24 protein-coding genes are annotated in these 22,021 nt (G+C 74.0%); 7 read left to right on the top strand and 17 right to left on the bottom strand.

Annotated features, from left to right (window positions below):
- Window positions 1-35: 35 nt before the first annotated feature.
- From QMF98_RS12355 to QMF98_RS12365, 3 genes are all read left to right on the top strand, one after another.
- Entirely contained in the window at window positions 36-1,409 is a 1,374-nt protein-coding gene (locus QMF98_RS12355) for a sensor histidine kinase (protein WP_337973311.1), read from the top strand.
- Window positions 1,410-1,441: 32 nt separating this feature from the next.
- The gene (locus tag QMF98_RS12360) at window positions 1,442-2,104 is read left to right on the top strand and encodes a response regulator transcription factor (protein WP_337975619.1); all 663 of its coding nucleotides are present in this window, start codon (window positions 1,442-1,444) and stop codon (window positions 2,102-2,104) included.
- A gap of 159 nt (window positions 2,105-2,263) precedes the next feature.
- Entirely contained in the window at window positions 2,264-3,550 is a 1,287-nt protein-coding gene (locus QMF98_RS12365) for an acyltransferase family protein (protein ID WP_337973312.1), read from the top strand.
- Here QMF98_RS12365 and QMF98_RS12370 read toward each other — a convergent pair.
- A complete protein-coding gene (locus QMF98_RS12370; RefSeq protein ID WP_337973313.1) occupies window positions 3,495-4,262 on the bottom strand; it encodes a FadR/GntR family transcriptional regulator in 768 nt (255 codons plus the stop codon). The genes QMF98_RS12365 and QMF98_RS12370 overlap by 56 nt on opposite strands.
- Window positions 4,263-4,379: 117 nt before the next feature.
- Here QMF98_RS12370 and QMF98_RS12375 point away from each other — a divergent pair, with 117 nt between their 5' ends.
- Window positions 4,380-5,549: a mandelate racemase/muconate lactonizing enzyme family protein gene (locus QMF98_RS12375; protein ID WP_337973314.1), complete on the top strand. Its 1,170-nt coding sequence runs from the start codon at window positions 4,380-4,382 to the stop codon at window positions 5,547-5,549.
- 63 nt (window positions 5,550-5,612) lie between these two features.
- On the opposite strand, the gene QMF98_RS12380 is transcribed toward QMF98_RS12375, so the two are convergent.
- Genes QMF98_RS12380 through QMF98_RS12405 form a run of 6 tightly spaced genes read right to left on the bottom strand, consistent with a single transcriptional unit; the run spans window position 5,613 to window position 10,997 of the window.
- Window positions 5,613-6,611: an aldo/keto reductase gene (locus QMF98_RS12380; RefSeq protein ID WP_337973315.1), complete on the bottom strand. Its 999-nt coding sequence runs from the start codon at window positions 6,609-6,611 to the stop codon at window positions 5,613-5,615.
- Window positions 6,608-7,450, bottom strand: a complete 843-nt coding sequence (locus tag QMF98_RS12385) for an amidohydrolase family protein (RefSeq protein ID WP_337973316.1) — start codon at window positions 7,448-7,450, stop codon at window positions 6,608-6,610. The genes QMF98_RS12380 and QMF98_RS12385 overlap by 4 nt, the downstream gene beginning before the upstream one ends.
- Complete coding sequence (locus QMF98_RS12390; protein WP_337973317.1) at window positions 7,447-7,773, bottom strand: L-rhamnose mutarotase; 327 nt, start codon at window positions 7,771-7,773, stop codon at window positions 7,447-7,449. Before QMF98_RS12390 ends, QMF98_RS12385 begins: the two co-directional genes overlap by 4 nt.
- Before the next feature lie 2 nt (window positions 7,774-7,775).
- Window positions 7,776-8,678 carry a carbohydrate ABC transporter permease gene (locus tag QMF98_RS12395; RefSeq protein ID WP_337973318.1) on the bottom strand — a complete coding sequence of 301 codons (903 nt, stop codon included), beginning with the start codon at window positions 8,676-8,678 and terminating at the stop codon, window positions 7,776-7,778.
- Window positions 8,665-9,612 (bottom strand): carbohydrate ABC transporter permease, encoded by a 948-nt coding sequence (locus tag QMF98_RS12400; RefSeq protein ID WP_337973319.1) that lies wholly within the window; start codon window positions 9,610-9,612, stop codon window positions 8,665-8,667. Before QMF98_RS12400 ends, QMF98_RS12395 begins: the two co-directional genes overlap by 14 nt.
- A 2-nt stretch (window positions 9,613-9,614) precedes the next feature.
- Window positions 9,615-10,997 carry an ABC transporter substrate-binding protein gene (locus QMF98_RS12405; protein WP_337973320.1) on the bottom strand — a complete coding sequence of 461 codons (1,383 nt, stop codon included), beginning with the start codon at window positions 10,995-10,997 and terminating at the stop codon, window positions 9,615-9,617.
- A gap of 159 nt (window positions 10,998-11,156) precedes the next feature.
- Here QMF98_RS12405 and QMF98_RS12410 point away from each other — a divergent pair, with 159 nt between their 5' ends.
- Together QMF98_RS12410 and QMF98_RS12415 are read left to right on the top strand one after the other, a co-directional pair.
- Window positions 11,157-12,191 (top strand): zinc-dependent alcohol dehydrogenase, encoded by a 1,035-nt coding sequence (locus tag QMF98_RS12410; protein ID WP_337973321.1) that lies wholly within the window; start codon window positions 11,157-11,159, stop codon window positions 12,189-12,191.
- Window positions 12,188-12,946: an SDR family oxidoreductase gene (locus QMF98_RS12415; RefSeq protein ID WP_337973322.1), complete on the top strand. Its 759-nt coding sequence runs from the start codon at window positions 12,188-12,190 to the stop codon at window positions 12,944-12,946. The genes QMF98_RS12410 and QMF98_RS12415 overlap by 4 nt, the downstream gene beginning before the upstream one ends.
- Here the strand turns inward: QMF98_RS12415 and QMF98_RS12420 are convergent.
- Window positions 12,895-13,440: a MarR family winged helix-turn-helix transcriptional regulator gene (locus QMF98_RS12420; RefSeq protein WP_337973323.1), complete on the bottom strand. Its 546-nt coding sequence runs from the start codon at window positions 13,438-13,440 to the stop codon at window positions 12,895-12,897. The genes QMF98_RS12415 and QMF98_RS12420 overlap by 52 nt on opposite strands.
- A 110-nt stretch (window positions 13,441-13,550) precedes the next feature.
- Between QMF98_RS12420 and QMF98_RS12425 the strand changes: the two genes are divergently transcribed.
- Window positions 13,551-14,489: an NADP-dependent oxidoreductase gene (locus QMF98_RS12425; RefSeq protein ID WP_337973324.1), complete on the top strand. Its 939-nt coding sequence runs from the start codon at window positions 13,551-13,553 to the stop codon at window positions 14,487-14,489.
- 133 nt (window positions 14,490-14,622) lie between these two features.
- Here the strand turns inward: QMF98_RS12425 and QMF98_RS12430 are convergent, their stop codons facing one another.
- The 9 genes from QMF98_RS12430 to QMF98_RS12470 form a co-directional block, all read right to left on the bottom strand.
- Window positions 14,623-15,798 (bottom strand): endo-1,4-beta-xylanase, encoded by a 1,176-nt coding sequence (locus tag QMF98_RS12430; RefSeq protein WP_337973325.1) that lies wholly within the window; start codon window positions 15,796-15,798, stop codon window positions 14,623-14,625.
- Window positions 15,799-16,040: 242 nt separating this feature from the next.
- Window positions 16,041-17,255: a BaiN/RdsA family NAD(P)/FAD-dependent oxidoreductase gene (locus tag QMF98_RS12435; protein ID WP_337973326.1), complete on the bottom strand. Its 1,215-nt coding sequence runs from the start codon at window positions 17,253-17,255 to the stop codon at window positions 16,041-16,043.
- Window positions 17,256-17,269: 14 nt separating this feature from the next.
- Window positions 17,270-17,773 carry a methyltransferase family protein gene (locus QMF98_RS12440; protein ID WP_337973327.1) on the bottom strand — a complete coding sequence of 168 codons (504 nt, stop codon included), beginning with the start codon at window positions 17,771-17,773 and terminating at the stop codon, window positions 17,270-17,272.
- 27 nt (window positions 17,774-17,800) lie between these two features.
- Complete coding sequence (locus QMF98_RS12445; protein WP_337973328.1) at window positions 17,801-18,031, bottom strand: ferredoxin; 231 nt, start codon at window positions 18,029-18,031, stop codon at window positions 17,801-17,803.
- On the bottom strand, window positions 18,028-19,311 hold the full coding sequence (locus tag QMF98_RS12450; RefSeq protein WP_337973329.1) for an NADH-ubiquinone oxidoreductase-F iron-sulfur binding region domain-containing protein: 1,284 nt from the start codon (window positions 19,309-19,311) through the stop codon (window positions 18,028-18,030). The genes QMF98_RS12445 and QMF98_RS12450 overlap by 4 nt, the downstream gene beginning before the upstream one ends.
- Entirely contained in the window at window positions 19,308-20,135 is an 828-nt protein-coding gene (locus tag QMF98_RS12455) for a hypothetical protein (protein ID WP_337973330.1), read from the bottom strand. Before QMF98_RS12455 ends, QMF98_RS12450 begins: the two co-directional genes overlap by 4 nt.
- The gene (locus tag QMF98_RS12460; protein WP_337973331.1) at window positions 20,132-21,223 is read right to left on the bottom strand and encodes an FAD:protein FMN transferase; all 1,092 of its coding nucleotides are present in this window, start codon (window positions 21,221-21,223) and stop codon (window positions 20,132-20,134) included. Before QMF98_RS12460 ends, QMF98_RS12455 begins: the two co-directional genes overlap by 4 nt.
- A complete protein-coding gene (locus tag QMF98_RS12465) occupies window positions 21,223-21,600 on the bottom strand; it encodes a hypothetical protein (protein WP_337973332.1) in 378 nt (125 codons plus the stop codon). Before QMF98_RS12465 ends, QMF98_RS12460 begins: the two co-directional genes overlap by 1 nt.
- A complete protein-coding gene (locus QMF98_RS12470; protein WP_337973333.1) occupies window positions 21,593-21,985 on the bottom strand; it encodes a hypothetical protein in 393 nt (130 codons plus the stop codon). Before QMF98_RS12470 ends, QMF98_RS12465 begins: the two co-directional genes overlap by 8 nt.
- Window positions 21,986-22,021: the final 36 nt, after the last annotated feature.

Below are 22,021 nucleotides of genomic sequence, written 5' to 3' on the forward strand. Positions count from 1 at the left end.
TGCCCTGCGCCACCCGGGACCGGAACGCTGGGACCATGACGAGCATGAGCGTGCCGGCGTCCGCCACCCCTGACGCCGTCCGGCCGCGCGAGCAGCGCCCGGGACCGAACTTCCTCACCGCGCCGTTCCACGCCCGGACCTGGCGCGAGCACGGCTACCTGTGGCTGGCGCTGCTGCTGGCGCCGTTCGCGTTCGCCTACGCGGTGCTGGTGCCGTCGCTGGCGGCCGGGCTGGTGGTGACCGTCGTCGGGCTGGGACTGGTCGGTGCACTGGTGCTGGCCGCCCGCGGCTGGGGTTCGACCTACCGAGGGCTCGCGCGGACGCTGCTCGACCAGGAGGTCGCCGAACCCCACCGGTTCGTCCGGCCGCGCGGCTTCTGGCGCAGCATCTGGGCGATGCTCGGCGACCTCGACGGGTGGCGCGCGCTGCTGTTCATGCTGGTCGCGTTCCCCGTGGCGATCGCCGGGTGGGTGTCGAGCATCACCGTCCTCGGCTGGGCGGTCGCCGGGCTGACCTACTGGGAGTGGTACCAGTTCCTGCCGGCGCAGCAGGCGGCCGACGGCACCTGGCACCGCGGCGCCCAGTTCGGCACCGGTTGGTACGCCGACACCCCCGGCCGGTTGGTGCTCGTCGCGGCCGGCGGCCTGCTGCTGCTCCTGGTGTGGCCGTGGGTGCAGCACCTGTTCGCCCTGCTGTTCCGGCTGCTGACGCAGGCCCTGCTCGGTCCGTCTCGCACCAGCGCGCGGGTGGCGGAGCTGCGGGCGTCGCGCGCGGCGTCGGTCGAGGACGCGGACGCCCGGCTGCGGCGCATCGAGCGGGACCTGCACGACGGCACGCAGGCCCGGCTGGTCGCCGTGGCGATGCAGCTCGGCGAGGCGCGCGACCAGCTGAGCTCGGGCGACGCGACGCTGGCCGCCGAGCTGCTCTCGACCGCGCACACCTCCACCAAGGAGGCGCTGACCGAGCTGCGCGAGATCGCCCGCGGCATCCACCCGCCGGCCCTGGACAGCGGCCTGTCCGTGGCGCTGGAGACGCTCGCCGCACGATCGGCGATGCCGGTGCAGCTGCGGGTCGACCCGGCGGTGGCCGGTGGTGCACCGCTGACGCCGGCGACGGAGTCGATCGCCTACTACACGGTCGCCGAGCTGCTGACCAACGCCGCCAAGCACTCCGCGGCCCACGTGGTGCGGGTGGACGTGGACCGGGACGCCGACCGCCTGCGGCTGCGCGTGCACGACGACGGCGACGGCGGTGCCGTGGTGGTGCCGGCGGACGGCACCGGCCTGCGCACCGGCCTCGCAGGGCTGGTCGAACGGGTGCACGCCGTCGACGGCACGTTCGACCTCTCCAGCCCGGTGGGCGGCCCTACGGTGGTCACCGTGACCTTGCCGGCCGGCCCCCAGCGGTGACGCCCACCGACGGTGCGGTGGCCACCCGCCCGTTGCGCGTGGTGCTCGCGGAGGACTCCGTGATCCTGCGCGACGGCCTCGTGGCGCTGCTCGCGCGGCGGGGGCACGAGGTGCTCGCCGCGCTCGGCGACGGCGAGACGCTGGTGCGCGAGGTCGACGCGCTGGCGGTCGCCGGGACACCGCCGGACGTCGTCGTCGCCGACATCCGCATGCCCCCGAACCACACCGACGAGGGCCTGCGCGCGGCTCTGGCGCTGCGCGCCGCCCATCCGGAGCTCGGCGTGCTCCTGTTCTCGCAGTACGTGGAGACGAGGTATGCCTCGCGGCTGCTCGCCGGCGACGCCCGCGGAGTCGGCTACCTGCTGAAGGACCGCGTGGCCGACGTCGGCGACTTCGTCGACGCGCTGCGCCGCGTCGCGGACGGTCAGACCGTGCTCGACCCCGAGGTGGTCAGCCAGCTGCTCAGCTCCTCGACGGCGCGGGACGACGGCGTCGGACGGCTGACGGCCCGTGAGCGCGAGGTGCTCGAGCTGATGGCGCAGGGCCGCTCCAACGGCGCGATCGCCGAGCAGCTGTACCTGTCCTACGGCGCCGTGGAGAAGAACGTCGCGGCGATCTTCACCAAGCTGAGCCTCGAGCCCGATGCGGCCGACCACCGGCGCGTGCTCGCCGTGCTGCGGTACCTCGGCGCCTGATCGCGACGGCACGGGGGGACAGCCCCCGCCGGGGCTGAGGCGGCCCCCCGAAGCACGAGGGCGGGAACCGCCCGGACTCTGGGAGGACGGCCACGTTCCGGGCATCGCGCCTGGTCACAAGGCTGGGACGGCATCGTCAGCCGATCCTGGGAGCCTGCCGTGGCCACCGTCCTCCTCCGTCCCGCACCGAGCCCGCCGGCGTCGCCGGCGCCCGCGACGGCGCCTGCGGGACGCGACACCTTCGTCGACGCGGTACGGGCCCTCGGCACCGTCGCGGTGGTCACGCTGCACTGGCTGATGGCCGACGCGACCTGGGACGGCACGTCGCTGCACATGGGCAACGCCCTGGCCCACGGCGCCGCCTGGACGATCACCTGGGTGCTTCAGGTGCTGCCGCTGCTGTTCTTCGCCGCAGGCGCAGCGGCCGGGTACCACGAGCGCCGAGCAGCCGCCGCGGAGCGAGGCGCAGAGGTGACTCGCGCAGCCACCGTGCCGAGCACCGGCTGGGCGCGCACGCTCGGTCGACGCGTGCGTGGCGTGGGCCGCCCCGTGGCGGTGCTGGCGGTGGTGTGGGTCGTCGCGGTCGCCGGGCTGCTGGGCGCCGGGGTGCCGGCCGGCGCGGTCCGGCGGATGGCGACCACGGCGCCGCAGCCGCTGTGGTTCCTGCTCGTCTGGCTCGCCCTCGTCGGCGTCGCACCGCTGCTGCTGCGCACCTGGCGGCGGTGGCGCGGCCGGGCGCTCGCCGTGGCGGTCGCCCTGCCGCTGGCCGTGGACCTGCTGCGGTTCGGCGCCGGCCTGCACCCGCTCGCCTGGGCGAACGTGCTGCTCGTCTGGGCCGTGCCCTTCCTGGCCGGACTGGCCTACGCCGACGAGCGTGCCGCAGGCCGCTCCTCCAGCCCCCGACCCGCGCTGCTGTGGGCGGGACTCGGCCTGGCGGTCGGCTCGATGGCGCTGCTGGTCACGCTGGGTCCGTACCCGCTCAGCATGGTCGGCATGCCCGGCCAGGCGATGTCGAACCTGTGCCCGCCGACGGCTCCCGTCGTGGCGCAGGCCGTCGCGCAGGTGTGCACGATCCTCCTGGCGCGCACTGCGATCGAACGGTGGGCGCGCGGTGCCGGACGACGGCCTGTCGCCTGGCTGGCCGGCCGGTCGATGACCGTGTACCTGTGGCACCTGACCGCGATGTTCACGGTGGTCGGTCTGGATCTGCTGGTGCTCCACGAGCGCCTGCCGGAGCCCTGGGGCGTCGACTGGTGGGCGAGCCGGCCGCTCTGGTTCGGCGCCTTCGCCCTGGTGCTGGCGGTGCTGGTCCGGGTGTTCGGCCGGTTCGAGCGGTCACGGTCCGCCGTCACCGGCGGTGCGGGTCACCGGCTGCCCGCAGGCGCGGTGCTCAGCGACGACGGCCGCTGTGGTCCGGCAGCCGGCGGCGCTGCCACGCCTCGATGATGTGGGAGTGCATCGCCTCGGCGGCCGCGTCCCGTGCACCCGCCTCGATGGTGGCGAATACGGCCTCGTGCTCGCGCAGCGTCTGCTCGTGGAACGAGTGGGGCGTGGTGCCGCGGTACCGCGCGCTCTCCCGGGCCCGCTCGAACAGGACGCGCGCGATGCTCTCGGCCAGGCGGTTGCCGGAGATGGCCATGACGGTCTCGTGGAACTCCACGTCCGCCGCGCCGAAGACGGAGTAGTCGTCGAGCGACCCGCGCATCGTCTCCACCACCTGGCGCAGCCGCGCCAGGTCCTCCTCGGTGCGCACCGCCGCGGTCTCCCCCGCCATGACGGCCTCGAGCTGGGCCCGCACCACGCTCAGCTCGTCCAGGACGCCGAGCGACTCGTCGTGCGCGATCAGGGCGTTCAGCACCATCCGGTCCATCATGTTCCAGCTCCGCGTGGGCTGGACCACGGTGCCGCGGCCCTGACCGACCTTGACCATGCCCTTCTCCTCGAGGCGCTTCACCGACTCGCGGAGCACCGTCCGGGACACCCCGAACTGCTGGCTGAGCGGCAGCTCCGGTGGCAGCGACTCCCCCGGGGCGACCTCGCCCGAGACGATGACGTTGACCAGAGCCTCGACGACGGCGACGCCGAGCCGCTGGGCTGGCAGCCTGTCGGGCAGCGAGGAGATGCGTGGGGCCTTGCCGTCGGTGGCCCGCTCCGTCATGCGGCCACTATAGGGCCCGCCCAGCCGTGAGTTGAGACGTGTGATGTATGCTCTTTCCGGTGCCGTTCGACGACGTCGCCACCTCGACCGGCCACGCGAAGGACTCGTGACACGCCCATGAAGATCACCGGCCTGCGGACACTGACGACGCTGCAGGACTGGGGCCGTCCGGTCGGTGACGTCAACGGCTTCATCAGCGGTGGGGTGACCGACGTCCCCCTCGTCGTGCTCGAGACCGACGAGGGACTGGAGGGCATCGGCATCGGCTCGCACGCGGACGTCGCGCGCGTGTTCCCCGCGATCGAGGGTCAGGACCCCCGTGCGACGTTCGCGCTGTACGACCGCATGCTCGCGTGGGTGTTCAAGAGCGGTCACGGCGGGGCCACCTTCGGTGGCATCGGCGCCCTCGACATGGCGCTCTGGGACCTGAAGGCCAAGATCGCCGGCGAGCCCCTGTGGCGCACTCTCGGCGCCCTGGACCGGTTCGTGCCGGGGTACGCCTCCGCGCTGGAGATCGCGATCCCGGACGACGAGCTCGAGGGGTTGTACGCCGGCTGGATCGACCGGGGCTTCACCAGCGTCAAGGTCAAGGGCGGCCTCGACCTCAGCAGCGACCTCCGGCGGCTGGCTCGGATCCGGGAGATCTTCCGGGCGAACACCCCGCACCCGGGCGTGATGCTGGATGCCAACGAGTCGTGGAACCGCAAGCAGGCGATCCGCTACATCAGTGCGCTCGAGGAGCACATCGACCTCGCCTGGGTCGAGGAGCCGCTGCGGCGCTGGGACGCCGAGGGCCTCGCGATGATCAGCCGGTCGGTACGGGCCGGTGTAGCGACGGGCGAGAACCTGACCGGGCTCGAGCAGTACAAGCCGCTGCTCGACGCGGGCGCGGTGGACATCGTCCAGGCCGGCAGCATGTGGGGCATCACGCACTTCCTGCGGGTCGCCACCGTCGCGCACAGCCGCGACCTGCCGGTCAGCCCCGTCGGGTCGGCCGCCAGCCCCGTGTGGCACGCCGCAGCGGCGGTACCCAACCACCTCGCCCTCGAGCTGCAGGACCTGGGCGCACCGCTGGGAGTGCGGCTGGACCACGAGTTCGTCGACGGCGGCGTGCTGCTCGGTCTGGAGCCCGGCAACGGCGTGCAGCTCGACGAGGCGTCGATCGCCGACGGGCTGCTGGAGCAGGGCTGGGCGCAGCCGGCGGGGCCGCACGTCCGGCCGGCGCGTGCGGGGCTCCGGCTGGTGCCGGACGGCCCGCGGCCGAAGGGAGCACCCGGCCAGGGCTGAGCCCCGGCCGCCCGCGTGTGGCGGCCGACCACGGGTGGACCCCCGTGCGGGGACACCCCCGGGTCAGCGACCCGCTGCGACCGCCGCGGGGTCCACGAGCCCCTGGTCGCACAGGTCGTCCCAGAGCTCGTCGGGAACGCCGGTGCGGTAGCGGTCCAGGTTGGCGTCGACCTGGTCGACGGTGCGCATCCCCAGCACGACCCCGGCCACCGCCGGGTGGAGCAGGGGGAACGCGATCGCCGCGGCGGGCAACGTGGTGCCGTGCCGACGGCACGCGTCGGCCAGCAACCGGGCGCGGCGGATGGTGGCGGGCGGGGCCGCCGCGTACTCGTAGCGAGCGTCGTCACCGGGCCACGGGCTGCTCAGCAGCCCGGAGTTGAACACCCCGGCCACCACCACGGCGACACCGTTGGCCCGTGCGGGCTCCAGCGCCGTGGCCAGCGCCGCGTGCTCGAGCAGGGTGTACCGACCGGCCACCATGGCGACGTCGGCGAGGCCGCTGGTGAACAGGCCCGGCACCCGGTCCGGCGCGTTGGTCCCCACCCCGATCGCCCGCACCACGCCCTGCTCGCGCAGGTCGGCGAGGGCCTCCAGCGCCTCGAGGCCGGCCCGGTCGCTCAGCTGGTCCGGGTCGTGGGCGTACGCGATGTCGACGTGGTCCAGCCCGAGCCGGGTCAGCGACTCGTCCAGGGATCGGCGCACGCCGTCGGCCGAGAAATCCCACACCCGGTGCAGGTCGCCCGGGACGACGAACCCGTCGTCGTCCAGCTCGGTCGGGGTCGGGTTGCGCTCGAGGAGGCGACCGACCTTGGTGGACAGCACGTACTGCTCGCGCGGGTGGGCCGCCAGCGCCCGGCCCAGGCGGCGCTCCGACAGCCCGAGACCGTAGTGCGGGGCGGTGTCGAAGTACCGCACGCCCCGGCACCAGGCCTGCTCCACGGCCGCGGTCGCGTCCTCGTCGGACATGGCGCGGTGCAGGTTGCCGAGCGTGGACGCGCCGAAGCCGACCTCGGTCAGCCGCAGCCCGCTGCCGCCGAGCGCGCGGCTGGGCAGCGGGGTCATGCGAGACCGTAGACGCGCACGGCGTTCCCACCGTCGACGGCATCGCGCTCGGCGGGCGTCAGGTGGTCGGTGAGCTCGCGGTAGGCCTGGAGCCAGCGTCGGTAGCCGCCGGCGAGCTCCACGACGGGCCAGTCGGAGCCGAACATCAGCCGGTCCGCACCGAACAGCGCGAGCGCGTGGTCGACGACGGGACGCAGGCGCTCCACCGACCAGGCGTCCCAACGGTCCTCGGTGACGACGCCGGACACCTTCAACGTCACGTTGGGGCGCTGCGCGACCGCCGTCAGCCCGCGCGCCCAGGTGACGAGCTCCGTGCTGGTCATCGGGACCTTGCCGAGGTGGTCGAGGACGAACGACGTGCCGGGATGACGACGGACCACGTCGGCGGCCGCGGCGAGCTGGTGGTGCGCCACGAGGACGTCGAAGGTCAGCCCCGCCTCGCCGAGCGCCGTCAGCCCGCGCCCGACGTCGGGACGCTGCAGCCACGCGGGGTCCGGGTCGGCGAACGTCACGTGCCGGACACCGACCAGCCGACCGCCACCCGGGCCGGCCCGGAGCGCGGAGACCTGCGCCGGGACGTCACCTGCCAGGTCGACCCAGCCCACCACCCCGCGCACCGCAGCCAGGTGCTCCGTGTCGGCGAGCAGGTCCACGGTCTCGGCGAGCTCGTTCACGCACTGGACGACCACGCAGCCGTCGACGCCGGCGTCGGCGAGCTGCCGCACGGCGGTCGCCGGGGGGAAGTCGCGGTCGATCGCGGACATGGCCGGGCCGATCCACGGCTGCGGATGACGTTCGCGTTCCCACACGTGCAGGTGGGAGTCGACGTGTGGGCTCACGGCAGGTGCCACACCTCCTCCAGCGCACGCCACCGGTCCCCGGGCCTCGCAGCGCGACCGAAGGGCACCTGGCAGGGGTCGGTGCGAGACAGCCACTCCTGCGTGACCGGGTCCGCGTCGACCGCGGCCAGATCGGCGGCGTGGTCCTCTCCCACGTACTCGTAATACGCGAACAGGGTGTCCTCGAGCACGAAGATCGAGTAGTTGGTGACGTGGTGGGCCGAGAGGGCCGCCTCGACCTCCGGCCAGACGGCGGCGTGGAGCCGCAGGTACTCCTCGCGCAGCTCCGGCACCACGTCGACGACGAAGGCGAACCGCTGCACGCTCACTCCTTGGTCCCGCCGGCCGTCAGCCCCGCCACCAGGAAACGCTGCGAGAAGAGGAAGATCAGCAGCACCGGGGTGACGGACAGCAGCGTGGCGACCGCCAGGGTGGGCAGCTCGACGGCGGCGTCCCCAGTGGCCGTGAAATTGAACGCCGGGACGCTGGCCAGCAGGTTGGTCAGTCCGACCTGGATCGGCGAGCGCACCCCCGGCACGGTGAGGAACGGCAGGAAGAAGTTGTTCCAGTTCGCCACGAAGCTGAAGAAGCCGACCAGCGCCACGACCGGCCGTGCCAGCGGCATCGCCACCCGGCCGAACACCGCCAGCTCCCCGCAGCCGTCGATCCGCGCCGCGTCCAGCAGGTCGCGCGGCACGCTCGTCGAGAAGTAGATGTACGTGAGGTACACGCCGAACGGGAAGAACGAGAACGGCAGGATCGCCGCGGCCGGCTTGCCGACGAGGCTGACGGCCGACAGCTCCAGGAACACCGGGAGCACCAGCGCGGTGCTCGGGATCAGCATCACGACGAGCGTGGTGGTGAGCAACGCCTTGCGCCCGCGGAAGTCGCCCAGCGCGAGCGCGTAGCCGGCGGGGATGGTGGTGAGCAGGGTGATGGCGAGCGCCGCGACCGCGTAGAACGCCGAGTTGCCGAGCCACTGGAACACGATGCCGTTCTGGAAGTGCACCAGCGCGTCCCAGTTGGCGGACAGCGCACCGAGCGACCCGGGCGTGAAGGCTCCGGTGCTGACCAGCTGGTGCGGTGTCTTGCCGGAGGCGATGAGCAGCCACACGATCGGCAGCGCGAAGAAGACGACGAAGAACGCCAGCACCAGGACCGTCGCGGCGCGACCGAGCCACGCTCCGGGCGTCAGCTGGTACGAGCGTCGTGTGCTAGTCGCGCTCAAAGAGACCTCCGCGGATCACGAAGAAGACGCTCAGCACGAGCGTCACCAGCAGCAGGAGGACCGCGATCGCGGCCGACCCGTTCAGGTCTCCCTGCTTGAACGCGAACAGGTAGGCGAGCTGGTTCAGGGAGTAGTCGTTGGGCACCACGGCGTGGCTCGCCTGGGACAGGACGCGCGGCTCGACGAACAGCTGCGTGCCGGCAGCCAGCGACATGATCGCCATGTAGGAGATCCACTTGCGCAGCATGGGCAGCTGCACGTGCAGCGCGGTGCGCACCGCACCGGCCCCGTCCAGCCGGGCGGCCTCCAGGACCTCGACGGGGATGCTGTTCAGGGCCCCGTACATCACCACGATCCAGCCGCCGGCACCGCTCCAGAAGGCGATCACCGCGAAGATCACGGGCAGGTTCCCCGGTGCGATCGTCTCGACGAAGGTGCTGAAGCCGAACGCACGCAGCACGGCCGAGACGGGGCTGACGGTCGGGTTCAGCAGGAAGAGCCACAGCACCACGGAGGCGGCGCCGGCCAGCGCGCCGGGGATGTAGTAGACGAAGCGCACGCTCGAGCTGAGCCAGGCCCTGCCGATCGCGTGCACCATCAGCGAGAGCACCGTGACGAGCACGAGCAGCGAGACCAGCCACACCCCGACGAACGCGGCCACGTGCCCGACCGCGGGCAGGAACCGGAAGTCCTGGACGGCGTCGACGTAGTTGGTCAGCCCGGCGAAGGTGCCGTCGTCATGGGTGAAGGACATCCGCACGGCGTACAGCGTCGGCAGGATCCCGAACGCCAGCGCGAACAGGACGTACCCCGACACGAACAGGTAGGAGATGCGTGACCACCGACCCGTGACGGAGCGGGACGCGCGGCGGGGCCGCTGCCGGGCCCCCGTAGGGGCGCCGGCAGCGGCTGCGCGGGACGGTGCGAGCGTCACGGTCACTTGACCTTGTAGCCGTTCGCCTGGGCCTGGTTCTTGATCGCCTTGTCCCACTCGGGGAGCGTGTCGACGAGGCTCTTGCCCGCCGAGAGGGCGGGGGTGACGGTCTTCGCCCAGACCGCCTCCTGGCTGAACCGCGGGTAGCCCCAGCCGTCCCAGACCTCGGACGCGGCCGCCGAGACGTTCTTGGCAAAGTCGCCGGCGAAGAACCCGCTGGCCGCCTGCTTGGCCAGCCACTTGTCGCCCGCGTCCTTGTAGGCCGGCAGGCCCTGGGCCAGGTCCACCTGGTAGCTCGGGTCCGAGGTGACGAACTCGATGAGCTTCTTCGCGGCCTCGAGGTTGGCCGAGTGCCGCGAGACGTACCAGGTGCCGCCGCCGACGTTGCCGGCCACGGCCTGCTGACCGTCCCACCCGAGGGGCAGGCCCGCGGCGATGGTTCCGGGCGCGGACTTGAGCGAGCTCGGGTTGTTGAACAGGGCGCCGGAGTACCAGACCGGGCCGGGCATCATCAGCACCTTGCCGGTGTACTTCTGCACGAACTCGGGGCTGAACACGCTCTCCTTGGCCATCGACCCGGACTTCAGCAGATCGTCGATCAGGGTCGCCATCTTGACCGACGAGGCGTCGGACGTGTTCGCGCTGAACTGGTCGGTGCCCTTGACCACGTTCACCGGGGCCTTGGCGCCCCAGAAGTAGATCTCCGGCGCGAACGAGTCGCCCACGGTCCCGACGATGTACCCGGGGTGCTCCTTGCCGACCTTCTCGCCGAGGGCCTGGTACGCCTCCCACGTGGTGGGCACGGTGTAGCCGAACTGCTTCATGAGAGCGGTGTCGTACCAGGTGACGGTCGGGGCCAGGTCGTTGCGGAGCCCGTAGACGGTCCCGTCGACGGTGACCGGTGCGAGCGCGCCCGGGGTGAAACCGTCGAGGAACGACTTGTCGAGGTAGCCCTTGTCCAGAGGAGCCGCGAAGGCGTCCTTCCCCTGGCTGGCCCACGCCGCCTCGTTGTTCTGCGTGGAGAACACCACGTCCGGCCAGCCGCTGCCGGCCTGGTTGAACGCCTCGACCTTGGTCTGGAACGAGCCGGACCCGTCCGCCCCGCCGTCGTACGTCTCGACCTTGATCGGCACCTCGGGGTGCGCCTTCTGGAACTGCTTCGCCGCCGCCTCGCGGGTGGCGTCCACCCACACGGTGATCGCCGCGCTCGAGTCCTGCTTGACCGGGGCGAACCCGAAGGCGGACGTGGAGCCGTCCGACTTGCTCGCACTGGGCGAGGTGGAGGAGCCGCAGGCTGCCAGGGCGAGCAACGTCACGGCTGCGGTCGCCGCCACGACCAGGTGCCGCAACGGGCTCGCTGCGCCTCGGGGGTGCTCTGTGGTCATGTGTCTCGTTCCTTCTTCCTTGGAGAAACTCGAGGCCCACCGCTCGATCGAGGTAGCAGACGGCAGTAGATCATACGTGTGACGTTTGGGCAATGCTCGGCTAGAGTCGGCGCGGGTCGTGACCGGACGGGCCACGCCGAAACCTCACGGAGGCGAGTCGTGCTCACTGCTGCGTACCTCGGCAACCGGACGGTCGCGGTTCGCGACGCGTCCCCGACCGCCCCGGGGCCGGGCGAGGTCCGCGTCCGCGTCGCGTACGTCGGCCTGTGCGGCACGGACCTGCACGTCGCGCACGGCGACATGGAGCGCCGGGTGCGCACGCCGCTGGTCTTCGGCCACGAGATGAGCGGGGTGGTCGACGCCGTCGGCGACGGCGTCGAGGGCTGGCGAGCGGGCGACCTCGTCACCGTGATGCCGCTGCTCTGGGACGGCACGTGCCCGGCCTGCAGGGCAGGCAACAGCCACGTGTGCCAGAACCTGACCTTCATCGGCATCGACTCCCCCGGTGCTCTCCAGGCGCTGTGGAACGTTCCCGGGTCGACGCTGGTGCGGATGCCGGCCGACGTGGAGCCGCGCCATGCGGCCCTCGTCGAGCCGGTCGCGGTGGCGGTCCACGACGTGCGACGCGGCGGGGTGTCCGCGGGCGACGCCGTGGTGGTGCTGGGCGGGGGGCCGATCGGCACGCTGATCGCCTGCGTCGCCGCGCACGCCGGTGCACGCGTCGTCGTCGTCGAGCCGGACCCCTCACGTCGCGAGCTGGTGCAGGACCTCGGGTTCCGCGCGGTCGGTCCGGAGGAGATCGGCCCCGAAGTCGAGCGGTGGACCGCCGGAGCGGGCGCCGACGTGGTCTTCGAGGTGTCCGGCTCCGCCGCCGCCGTCGCTGCCGCCACCGGCCTGGCCAAGGTGCGCGGGACGCTGGTGGTGGTGGCTATCCATCCCGAGCCGCGGCCCGTGGACCTGCAACGGGTGTTCTGGCGCGAGCTCACGCTCGTCGGGGCACGGGTCTACGAGCGCGTCGACTTCGAGCGGGCCGTGGAGCTCGTCGCCGCGGGGGTCGTCCCGGCCGAGAGGCTGATCACGCGGGTGGTGCCCCTCACGGACGTGAACGACGCGCTCGACGACCTCGGCGCGGGCCGCGCGATGAAGATCCTGGTCGACGTGCAGGCGGGTCAGCCCGAGGAGGTCCAGGCATGAGCGGCATGTTCGACCTGTCCGGCCGGCTGGCGGTGGTCACCGGCGCGAGCCGCGGCATCGGGATGGCCATGGCCGAGGCATTGGCGCAGGCCGGCGCCGACGTGATCGGGGTCAGCGCGACGATGCCGGGCAGCGGCAGCGCCGTCGCCGCGGCGGTCGCGGCGCACGGACGGTCCTTCGAGGCGCGCGCCGTGGACTTCGCGGACCGCGCCGCCGTGGTGGCGCTGGGCGCCGAGCTCGCCGAGCGGGCGCCTGACGTGCTGGTCAACAACGCCGGCACCATCGAGCGGGCGCCGGCGGCGGAGCACCCGCTGGAGAGCTGGGACCGCGTGCTCCAGGTCGACCTGTCCAGCCAGTTCGTGCTGACGCAGCTGGTCGCGCGCCCGATGCTCGAGCGCGGCCGCGGCAAGGTGATCTTCACCGCCAGCCTGCTCAGCTTCCAGGGCGGCATCAACGTGCCGGGCTACACGGCGGCGAAGTCCGGCATCGCCGGCCTGACCAAGGCGCTGTCCAACGAGTGGGCCGCACGCGGTGTGAACGTCAACGCGATCGCACCCGGCTACATCGCGACGGACAACACGGCGGCGCTCCGCGCCGACCCGGACCGGTCCCGGTCGATCCTCGAACGGATCCCGGCCGGCCGGTGGGGCCGACCGGCGGACCTCGCCGGTGCCACGGTGTTCCTCGCCTCGTCCGCGTCGGACTACGTCGACGGCATCGTCCTGCCGGTGGACGGTGGCTGGCTGGGACGCTGACGGGCCCGGCCGCGCGGCGCAGCCGATCGGGGCGGCGCCGCGCGCATGTGGTCGCGCACGCGGCCCAGCACGTCCGCCAGGGCCTCGACGTCGGCGCGGGACAGCGGCGCGAACAGCAGCTCGTCGAGCACGGCGAGGTGGCCGGGGAACACCGTCCGCAGCACGCCGCGACCGGCGTCGGTGATCGTCACCGTCACCCCTCGCTCGTCGTCGGGCGACGGCGCACGGGTCACCAGACCGCGCTGCTCCAGCAGCTGGGCCTGGTAGGTCAGGCCGCTGCGGCTGTAGACGACGCCGTCCGCGAGGTCGGTCATCCGGTGGCTGCCGGTCGGCGAGTCGCCCAGGGTGGCGAGCAGCTGGAACTGCACGTAGCTGAGGTCACCGGCCTCCCGCAGCTGCTGCTCGACGGTGTGCCGCAGCAGGCTGCTCGTCTCGATCAGCGCGAAGTACGCACCGAGCTGCGTCGGGTCCAGGGGCGGGGTCGGTGAGGCCACGACCGCAGCATATCGACGCTCCGAACTCGAAGCACTTGCTACGAAGTCGAAGCAGCGTTACGGTGACGACATCCGCTTCGAACTCGAAGCAACGTCCGAAGGAGCTCGACATGAAGGCAGTACGGTTCCACGAGATCGGCGGCCCCGAGGTGCTGCGGTACGAGGACGCGGAGCAGCCGACGCCGGCCGCGGGCCAGGTGCGCATCGCCGTCGCGGGGTCGGCGTTCAACCCCGCCGACGGCAACATCCGGGCCGGCCGCCTGCCCATCCCGGTCACGCTGCCGCACGTCCCCGGGTACGACGTGTCCGGCACCGTCGACGCGGTGGGCGACGGCGTGGACGGTCTGACGGTGGGACAGGCAGTCGTCGGCTTCATCCCGATGACGACCGACGGTTCGGCAGCCCAGTACGTGGTCACCCCGGCCGACGTGCTGGTCGGCGCCCCGACCACCATCCCGCTGGCCGACGCCGCGGCGTTCCCGTCGGTGGCGCTGACGGCCTGGCAGGCGCTGTTCGACGACGGTGGCCTGGTCGCCGGTCAGCGGGTGCTGGTGGTCGGCGCCGGCGGCTCTGTCGGCGGGTACGCGGTGCAGCTTGCCAAGCGGGCCGGCGCGTACGTGATCGCCACGGCCAGCCCGAGCAGCCGCGCGAGCGTCAGCGCCGCCGGGGCCGACGAGGTGGTGGACCACACGGTGTCCCGCCTGCTCGACGCGGTGACCGAGCCGGTCGACGTGCTGCTCAACCTGGCACCCGTCGACCCGACGGAGCTGCGTGCCCTGGTGGCGCGGGTGCGCGACGGCGGTGCCGTCGTCTCCACCACCGCCTGGATGCCGACGCCCCGCGACGACGAGCGGCAGGTGCGTGCCGTCACGGTCTTCGTCCGTCCCGACGCGGAGCAGCTCGCCGAGCTGGTGCGGCTGGTCGACAGCGGTGAGCTGCGCGTGGAGGTGGCCGAGCGGGTGCCGCTCAGCGAGCTGCCGGCGATCCACCGGCGGGCCGCCGACGGTCAGGTGCACGGCAAGGTCGTCGTCGTCCCGCCTGCCGACTGAGGGTCGCCGGCCGCGACGTCCGCTCCCCGCCGCGACACCGCGCCGCACAGCCGGGTGGGCGCGAGGCCTCGAGCCCCGCGCCCACCCGGTCGTGCTCACCTGCACGGGACCGGGGGTCGGCCCCGCCGCGGGGTCAGCCGCGGTGCGGCGCCCGCGTCGTCCAGAGCACCTGGCGCAGGTCCTGGTACTGCGGCTTGGGCTTGAGGTTGTCGTCGAACAGCAGGGCCGCACCCTCACCGGCGAACACCCCGGGGATCCACGAGTTGGAGTCCGCGACGCCCCACGCCGTGTAGGAGATGCAGCTGCGCACCGCGAGGCACGCCTGCAGCGTCTGCTTCCAGTAGGACTCCTGCGTCGACTGCAGCGCAGGCGTCAGCGGGACGTCGGTGTACGACCCCGGCTTGGCCGGGTCCGGCTGGACGAAGGTACGCACGTCCACCTCGGTCAGTGCGACCTTCAGGCCCAGCGCGGCGAACCGCTGCAGGTTGCTCTGCAGGTCCGGGAACCCGTACTGGGTGTCGAGGTGGCCCTGGAAGCCCACGCCCGCGATCGGCACGCCGGCCGCCTGCAGCTGCTGCACGAAGCCGTACACCGCGTTGCTCTTCGCCCCGGTGAACTCGAGGTTGTAGTCGTTGTAGAACAGCAGCGCGTGCGGGTCGGCCTGGTGCGCCCACCGGAAGGCGTCGGCGATGTAGTCGAGCCCGTTCATGCCGAGCGCCTGGTAGGCCTTGGAGAAGATGTCCTGGCGCGGGGTGCCGTCGTCGTTGAACGCCTCGTTGACCACGTCCCACTGCCAGATCTGGCCGCGGAAGTGGCTGACCTCGTCGACCACGTGCTTGTGCAGCAGGTCCCGTACCTGCTGCGGCGTGAACGTGGTGGTGGTGCCGTCGGTGGACAGCCACGACGGCAGCTGGCTGTGCCACACCAGCGTGTGGCCGCGCACCAGCTGGTGGTTGTCCCGTGCGGAGGCGACGAGGCGGTCCGCGGCCGCCCAGTCGTACGTGCCCTGGGTCGGCTCGACCAGCTGCCACTTCATGACGTTCTCGGGCGTGACCGTGCTGAACTGCTGGTCGACGATGCGGGTGTAGGCCGCGTCGGACCCGTACAGGTCCATGTTGACTGCGGTGCCCACCTTGAGGCCGGAGCGCTGCGCGAGGATGCGCAGGCTCGGCTGGGTGCTCAGGGTGCCGTGCCCGGAGTGGTCGGCGGCCTCGGCGGGGTGGGTGTCCGAGGCGGTCGCGGCGGCGGGCGTCGCGGCGAGGGCGGCCGCCGCGAGGGCGGCCACGAGCAGGGGTTGACGGATGCGCACTGCGTGCTCCTTTGCAGCAGAGGGCCGCGCCCCTGGACGTCTCGCAGGTGGCGCCGCCGGCGTTCGATAACGTTTTACATCCGGATGCGCCTCGACAGTAGGTGCGGTTCCAGCGTCGGTCAACCGGAACGAGCGGCGCAGTCATGCCTGCTGTGACGGAGCTCCGACGAAGCGCCTGGTCGAGGCGCCGCGACGGTCCGAGCCCGGAACGCCGCCTCGTCTCGGACCGTGGTCAGACGTCGTCAGACGGTGCCTGCAGGACCCTGGTCGGCGAGCCAGCGCTGCACCCCGCGAGCCGCGACCACGCCCGTGCTGAAGCATGCCTGCAGCAGGTACCCGCCGGTCGGCGCCTCCCAGTCGAGCATCTCGCCCGCGACGAAGGTGCCGGGCAGGCGGTGCAGCATCAGCTGCTCGTCCACCTCCGACCACGCCACGCCACCGGCGGTCGAGATCGCCCGGTCGATCGGCATGGTCCCGGTCACCACCACCGGTACGGCCTTGACCAGGGCCGCCGTCACGGCCGGGTCGGTCGGCAGCCCGCCGCCCGCCTCCCACAGCAGGGCCGTCGAGACGGTGTCGAGCCCGATGCTTCGGCGGAGCCAGGACGGTGCCGACTCCTTGGGGCGACGGCGGGACAGCCGCTGCTCCAGGTCCTGCACCGTCAGGTCGGGACGCAGGTCGACGTGGAGCACGCACCGGCCGTCGGCGTCCAGCGCCTCACGGACCGGCACCCCGAGTGCGTAGACCGGGCCGCCCTCGATGCCGGTGGCGGTCACCATCGCGTCCCCGGTCGAGCGTCCGGGTCCACCGGGGACCGTCAGGGCCACGTGCTTGAGAGGGGTGCCGGCGAACCGGTCGGCGAACACCTGCGACCACGCCACCCGCAGCCCGACGTTCGCCGGCCGCAGGGGCCGCACCAGCACCCCGCGCTCGGCCAGCAGGGGCACCCAGGCGGCGTCGGACCCGAGCCGCGGCCACGACGCGCCGCCGAGCGCGAGCAGGGTCGCCTCGGCGTGGACCCGGGCGGTAGCGCCGTCGGCGACGACGAACCGCAGGTCACCGTCCGGCGTCCAGCCCGTCCACCGCGTCCGCGTCTCGATCCGCACCCCCAGCTCGGCGAGGTGGCGCAGCCAGGCACGCACCAGGGGCACCGCGCGGAACGAGGCGGGGAAGACGCGCCCGCTCGACCCGACGAAGGTGGGCTCCCCCAGGTCGGCGCACCACTGGCGCAGCGCGTCCGGCCCGAAGGCGTCCAGCATCGGCGTCAACCGGTCTGCCGAGAGGCCGTAGCGCGCCCGGAACCGGTCGAGCGCCTCCGAGTGCGTCAGGTTCAGGCCGCCGTGGCCGGCCATCAGCAGCTTGCGCGCCACCGACGGCATGCGGTCGTGCACCGTGACGTCAACCCCGGCGGCCGCCAGCCGCTCCGCCGCCATCAGCCCGGCGGGGCCCCCGCCCACGACGTGGACGACCGTCACCGGCGGGGCCAGCGCGGCACGAAGCGGGGGGTCCGGGCCGCGTACTCGGGGTAGGCGGCGAACCGGCGGGCCAGGCGGACCTCCTCCCACCGGGCCTTCACGGTGAGCAGGACGACCAGGCCCGCGAACGCGAGCGCACGCCAGCCGCTGCCGGTGGCGACGACGTACGAGCCCGAGGCGAGCAGCAGCCCGGTGTAGATCGGGTGCCGCACCACCCGGTACAAGCCCCCGGTGCGCAGCTGCGCGTGCTCGTTGGGGATGGGCACGGCGGTCAGGCCGCGGCCGAGCGCTGTCCCGCCGAGCAGCATGACGACGACGCCGCCGAGCACGCCGAGCAGTCCGAGCAGGCGCAGCCAGGCCGGCACGGACCAGCCCCAGCCGCGCGGGAGGAACGCGATCAGGCCCAGCAGGACGAACTGCGCCGCGACCAGCAGCCGGGCCGTGCGCACCTCATCGGCGGAGAAGGTGTCGCCCTCGCCGGGCGGGCCGCTGGTCGTCACCGGCTCATGATGCCGGAGCGCCGCGGGTCAGTGGTCCGCGACCGCGTCCTCCAGCCACAGGGCGCGGCGCGGGCACGCCCGCACGGCGCGCCGGGCCTGCCGCGTCGCGGCACCGGGCTCGAGCTCCCCGGCCAGCACCGGGTAGCCCCAGCGGTCCAGGGTGACACTCCGGTCGGCGAGCTGCGCGCACAGGCCAACCCCGGCGCAGGCCACCGGGTCGACGCGCAGCCGCAGGGCGGTCGTGGCGGCGCGGCTCACCGGCGCACCCCCGGCACCGGCACGTCCGCCCGGGACGAGCCGTCGGCGCAGGACCGGCCGGCGAGGTGCGCCGCCACGTCCGCCTCGAAGGTCGCGACGGCGGAGGCGACCAGCCGCGTCGCACCGTCCGGGTGGTGGCAGGCGCCGCGGCCCTCCACCACCCCGGCGTCGTCGAGCACCGCTCCGACGCCGCCGCCGCGCCCGTCGGCGAGCGCCCGGAAGGAGTCGGCGAGCGCCGGCAGGCCCAGTCGGCACGGGCCGCACTGACGGGCGCTCATCGAGGCGAGGTAGTCGACCAGGTCCGCCGTCGCGCGCAGCCCGCACCCGCCCGGGGCCAGGGGCATCACCACTCCGGCGCCGAGCGTCAGCCCGTCGGCGCGCAGCGCGCGCTCGTCCAACGGCAGGTGCGCCAGCCGCTCCCAGGGCGCCCACAGGCCGCCGTACCCGCCGAGCAGCACCGCCTCGGGTGCGGACGGCCACCCGAGGCCGCCGAGCAGCTGTCCGAACGTGGTGGACTGCTCCACCTCGACCACCACCCGCTCGGTCCCGAGCACCGACAGCAGACGTGTCGTGGACGGGGCGTGACCGCGGGCGAGCAGGGCCAGCCGCGCCAGGGTCTCGACGTTGTGGACCAGCGTCCGGGGTGCCCGGGGGTCGCGGGGCCGGCGGCGGACGGTCGGCAGCGCGGAGCCGCCCTGCACGGCACCGGCGATCGCGCTCGACTCACCGGCGAGGTAGTGCACCGGACCCATCAGCACGTCGACACGGTGCCGCGCATCGCTCCACCGCCGCTCGTCGAGGGCGGCCAGGACGGCCCGACGCCCGCCGTCGTCGTCACCGTGCAGCCACACGACGGCGCGCTGGGCCCCCAGGGCCTCCGCGGTGAGCATCAGGCCGTCGAGCACCAGGTGCGGGCGCTGCCGCAGCAGGGTGCCGTCCTTGCCGGCCACCGGTTCGCTCTCCGCGCCGTTGGCCACGACGGTCAGCGGTCCGACCCCTGCCGCGAGCGCCCGCCACCGCAGGGCGGCGGGCACGTGGGCGCCACCGTGCCCCGTCAGGCCGGCACGCTCGAGCACGTCGACCAGCCCGGGGTCGCCGAGCGGCCGGGGGCCCAGCCGGTCGAGGTGCACCGAGAGAGGCTCCGCAGGGACGGGGTGCAGCGGGTCGGCCGGCCCCGAGGGATGCAGCCGCACGTCCCGCAGCAGCAGGCGGTGCGCCCCGTCCGCCGGGGCCCCGACAATGCCGGCAGGCAGCGTCGGGAACGTCAGCAGGCCGCTCATCGCCACGGTCCGCGCCCCACCACGGGGATCGGGCGCGTCGGAGCCGAGTCCCGCGCCGGCTGGTCCCGCAGACCTGCGTCGGGCTGAACGCCGTCACGCCGGGCGGCGGCGTCCCACAGCGCGCGGGAAGGCCGGGGCGCCGGCACCCGGTGCAGGTCCCGCGCGAGCTCGCCGACCTCGTCCGCCGGAGTCCGGGCGGCGTAGCGGGTCACCGCGAGGGCGACGACAGCGCACCCCGTGCCGACGTAGAAGCCGCGCAGGGCGACGACGTCGGAGCCGGCCAGCACGCTGTGCGCCCAGACGAGCCCGAGCAGCGCCGCCGCGACCTTGTGCACCGGCCACCACAGCCGCCCGACCACGCGCCCCGCGAACCGCGCGGTCAGCCCGGTGACCAGCCCTGCCCAGAGGGCGATCACGCCGAGGCTGACGGGCACCGGTCGGTACCGCGCCGCCATCGGCAGCAGCGCGCCGACCCAGCCCACCTTCGCCCACGGGTCCGTGGCCAGCACCACCACGTGCAGCACGGTGAAGGCGAGCGTGAACGTGGCGAGGCTCGCGTGCAGCGCCAGCCGAGTCCGGGCGGAGGGCCGGCGCAGGTGCCGGGCCCAGGGGTGGGCCAGCAGGATCCCGGTGCTCACCAGCAGGAGCAGCAGCACGTACGACGTCAGCCCGGCGGCGCGGCCGAGCACCCAGTGCGCGGTGCGGCCGCCGGCCGCGTCGAGCACCAGCCGACCGACCGCGACCAGGCTCACCGCCGTGGCCACCACGAGGGCGGCGGTCGCGACACGCAGCAGCGCGGCGCCGGGCTCCGGCGGCCGGTTCACGCGGCACGCCAGACGACGTAGGGCTCCATCGCCACCGACACGCGGACCTCGCCGGTGTCCGTCACCCAGGCGGCCGCGAGCTCCCGCACGTGCGCCTGCGCCTCCACCTCGAGGGCGCCGGCGAGGAACAGCGTCTTGCTCCAGACCTCGGCCCACACCGGGTCGCGGTGCACCACCGTGACCGCCGCCAGGCCGGGGCCGCCCGGCCGGCCGGTACGGGGGTCGACCAGGTGGTGCACGGGTGTGCCGTCCGGCGCCGCCCAGCGCCGGCGGCGGATCGAGGACGTCGCGCACGCCCGGTCGGACAGCGAGAGCACCAGCACCGGGTCCACCCCGCCGTGCGGATCCTCGACGCCGACCTTCCAGCCGTCGCCCTCCGGTCCGTCGCCGCCGAGCCACTCGTCGCCGCCGGCGTCCACGAGCACGGCGGTGCCGGCGCCCGCGAGCGCTCGCGCGGCGCGCCGCACGGCGAGCCCCTTGCCGATCCCTCCGAGGTCGATCGGGGAGCCGTCCAGGTGGACGAGCCGACGGTCGGCGCCGTCCTCTCCCGGGAGCACCGCCACCCGCCAGGGGGCCGCGGTGCCGGACGTCGGGCTGATCGGGGGGACGGTGGCCGGAACGGCCGTGCCGGCCAGGCCGGTCGCCGGCTCGATCGGGGGGAGGGCCGAGGGCACGGTCGTGGACGCCGCCTTCGTCGCCGACCACTCCGGGTGCGCGTCCCACGCTCCGGCGCCAGGCGCGCCGACCAGCTGGTCGAACGTGCGGTCGTAGCCCCACGCAACCAGCCGATCGAGCACCCGCGGGTCGAACAGCCCGCCGGTCGCGCGGTGCGCGCGCTCGGCCTCCTCGAGCGCCTCGGCGAGGACGTCGGGCACCACGTGCCACGAGGAGGGCTGCGCGTTGAGCCGGGACAGCGCGGACGTCGTCTCGAACCGCGTCAGGTGCGTGGCGACCGACCGGATCGCGGCGCACGCCGCCTCGACCGCCCGCGGTGCGTCCTGGCCGGGGTCGACGACGCGCACCTCCACGTCGCTGGCCATCGACCGGAACGCCGTGCTCAGCTGGTGCGACCCGGCGGTCACCGCCATCAGGACGCCTTGGTGGTGGTGTGCACGGGCGGCGCGGGGGCCGGGGCGGCGGGGCGCACCGGTGCCGCCGGCCGCACCGGTGCCTTGGCGGGCGCGGGGGCGGGGGCCGTAGCAGCTGCGGTGCGTGCGGCCGCCGCCTGCTGGTCGAGGGTCGCCTGGAGCGCCGCGATGCGGGCACGTGCGTCCTGGATCGCCGCGAGGGCGGCCGCCACCTGCGGGTCCGGGGTCGCGGACGCCACGGGCACCGGCGGTGCGGTCGGCACGGCGGCCGGCGCGTGGGACGCCGCCCAGGCGACGCCGCCGCCGAACCCGCCCACGCCGAGCGGCACCAGGCCCAACGCGGCCAGCCGCCGGGCCTGCCGGGCGCGGTCAGTCATCGGACCCGGGGCCCTCGTGCTCGGGTGCCTCGTGGTCGCCGCTCTCCGCCGGCTCGTGCGTCACGGTCGACGCGCGCTCGGGCGTCGAGACGACGGCGGACGCAGGCGCGGGCGCTTCCTCGGTCGGCGCGGGCGCCGTGGTGGCGACCGCCGGGGCCGGCGCCGGCAGCTGCCCCACCGCGGCCTGCAGCCCGGCCAGCTGGTCCTGCAGGTCGTGCGCCTCCTGCGTGAGCGCCACCACCTGAGGGTCGGCGCTCGGCTGTGCCACGGTCGACGGGGCCGGCTGCGGCGACCCGGTGGCGGCGTAGGCGGCGGTGAGCACACCGGCGCCGACGAGCGCGACGCCCGCCGTGCCGGCGAGAGCGGTGCGAGCGGTCCAGCGCATGAGGGTCCTCCTTCGTCCGACGGCCCGGGTGGCGTC

It is taken from the genome of Cellulomonas sp. NTE-D12 (genome assembly GCF_027923705.1).
Taxonomy (GTDB): domain Bacteria; phylum Actinomycetota; class Actinomycetes; order Actinomycetales; family Cellulomonadaceae; genus Cellulomonas.

Bases quoted from the DNA above. Each gene is read 5' to 3' on its own strand.
- QMF98_RS12355 (WP_337973311.1), top strand. From the start codon at position 36: ATGACGAGCATGAGCGTGCCGGCGTCCGCCACCCCTGACGCCGTCCGG.
- QMF98_RS12370 (WP_337973313.1), bottom strand. From the start codon at position 4,262: ATGACGGAGCGGGCCACCGACGGCAAGGCCCCACGCATCTCCTCGCTG.
- QMF98_RS12375 (WP_337973314.1), top strand. From the start codon at position 4,380: ATGAAGATCACCGGCCTGCGGACACTGACGACGCTGCAGGACTGGGGC.
- QMF98_RS12380 (WP_337973315.1), bottom strand. From the start codon at position 6,611: ATGACCCCGCTGCCCAGCCGCGCGCTCGGCGGCAGCGGGCTGCGGCTG.
- QMF98_RS12405 (WP_337973320.1), bottom strand. From the start codon at position 10,997: ATGACCACAGAGCACCCCCGAGGCGCAGCGAGCCCGTTGCGGCACCTG.
- QMF98_RS12415 (WP_337973322.1), top strand. From the start codon at position 12,188: ATGAGCGGCATGTTCGACCTGTCCGGCCGGCTGGCGGTGGTCACCGGC.
- QMF98_RS12425 (WP_337973324.1), top strand. From the start codon at position 13,551: ATGAAGGCAGTACGGTTCCACGAGATCGGCGGCCCCGAGGTGCTGCGG.
- QMF98_RS12450 (WP_337973329.1), bottom strand. From the start codon at position 19,311: ATGAGCGGCCTGCTGACGTTCCCGACGCTGCCTGCCGGCATTGTCGGG.
- QMF98_RS12460 (WP_337973331.1), bottom strand. From the start codon at position 21,223: ATGGCGGTGACCGCCGGGTCGCACCAGCTGAGCACGGCGTTCCGGTCG.
- QMF98_RS12465 (WP_337973332.1), bottom strand. From the start codon at position 21,600: ATGACTGACCGCGCCCGGCAGGCCCGGCGGCTGGCCGCGTTGGGCCTG.
- QMF98_RS12470 (WP_337973333.1), bottom strand. From the start codon at position 21,985: ATGCGCTGGACCGCTCGCACCGCTCTCGCCGGCACGGCGGGCGTCGCG.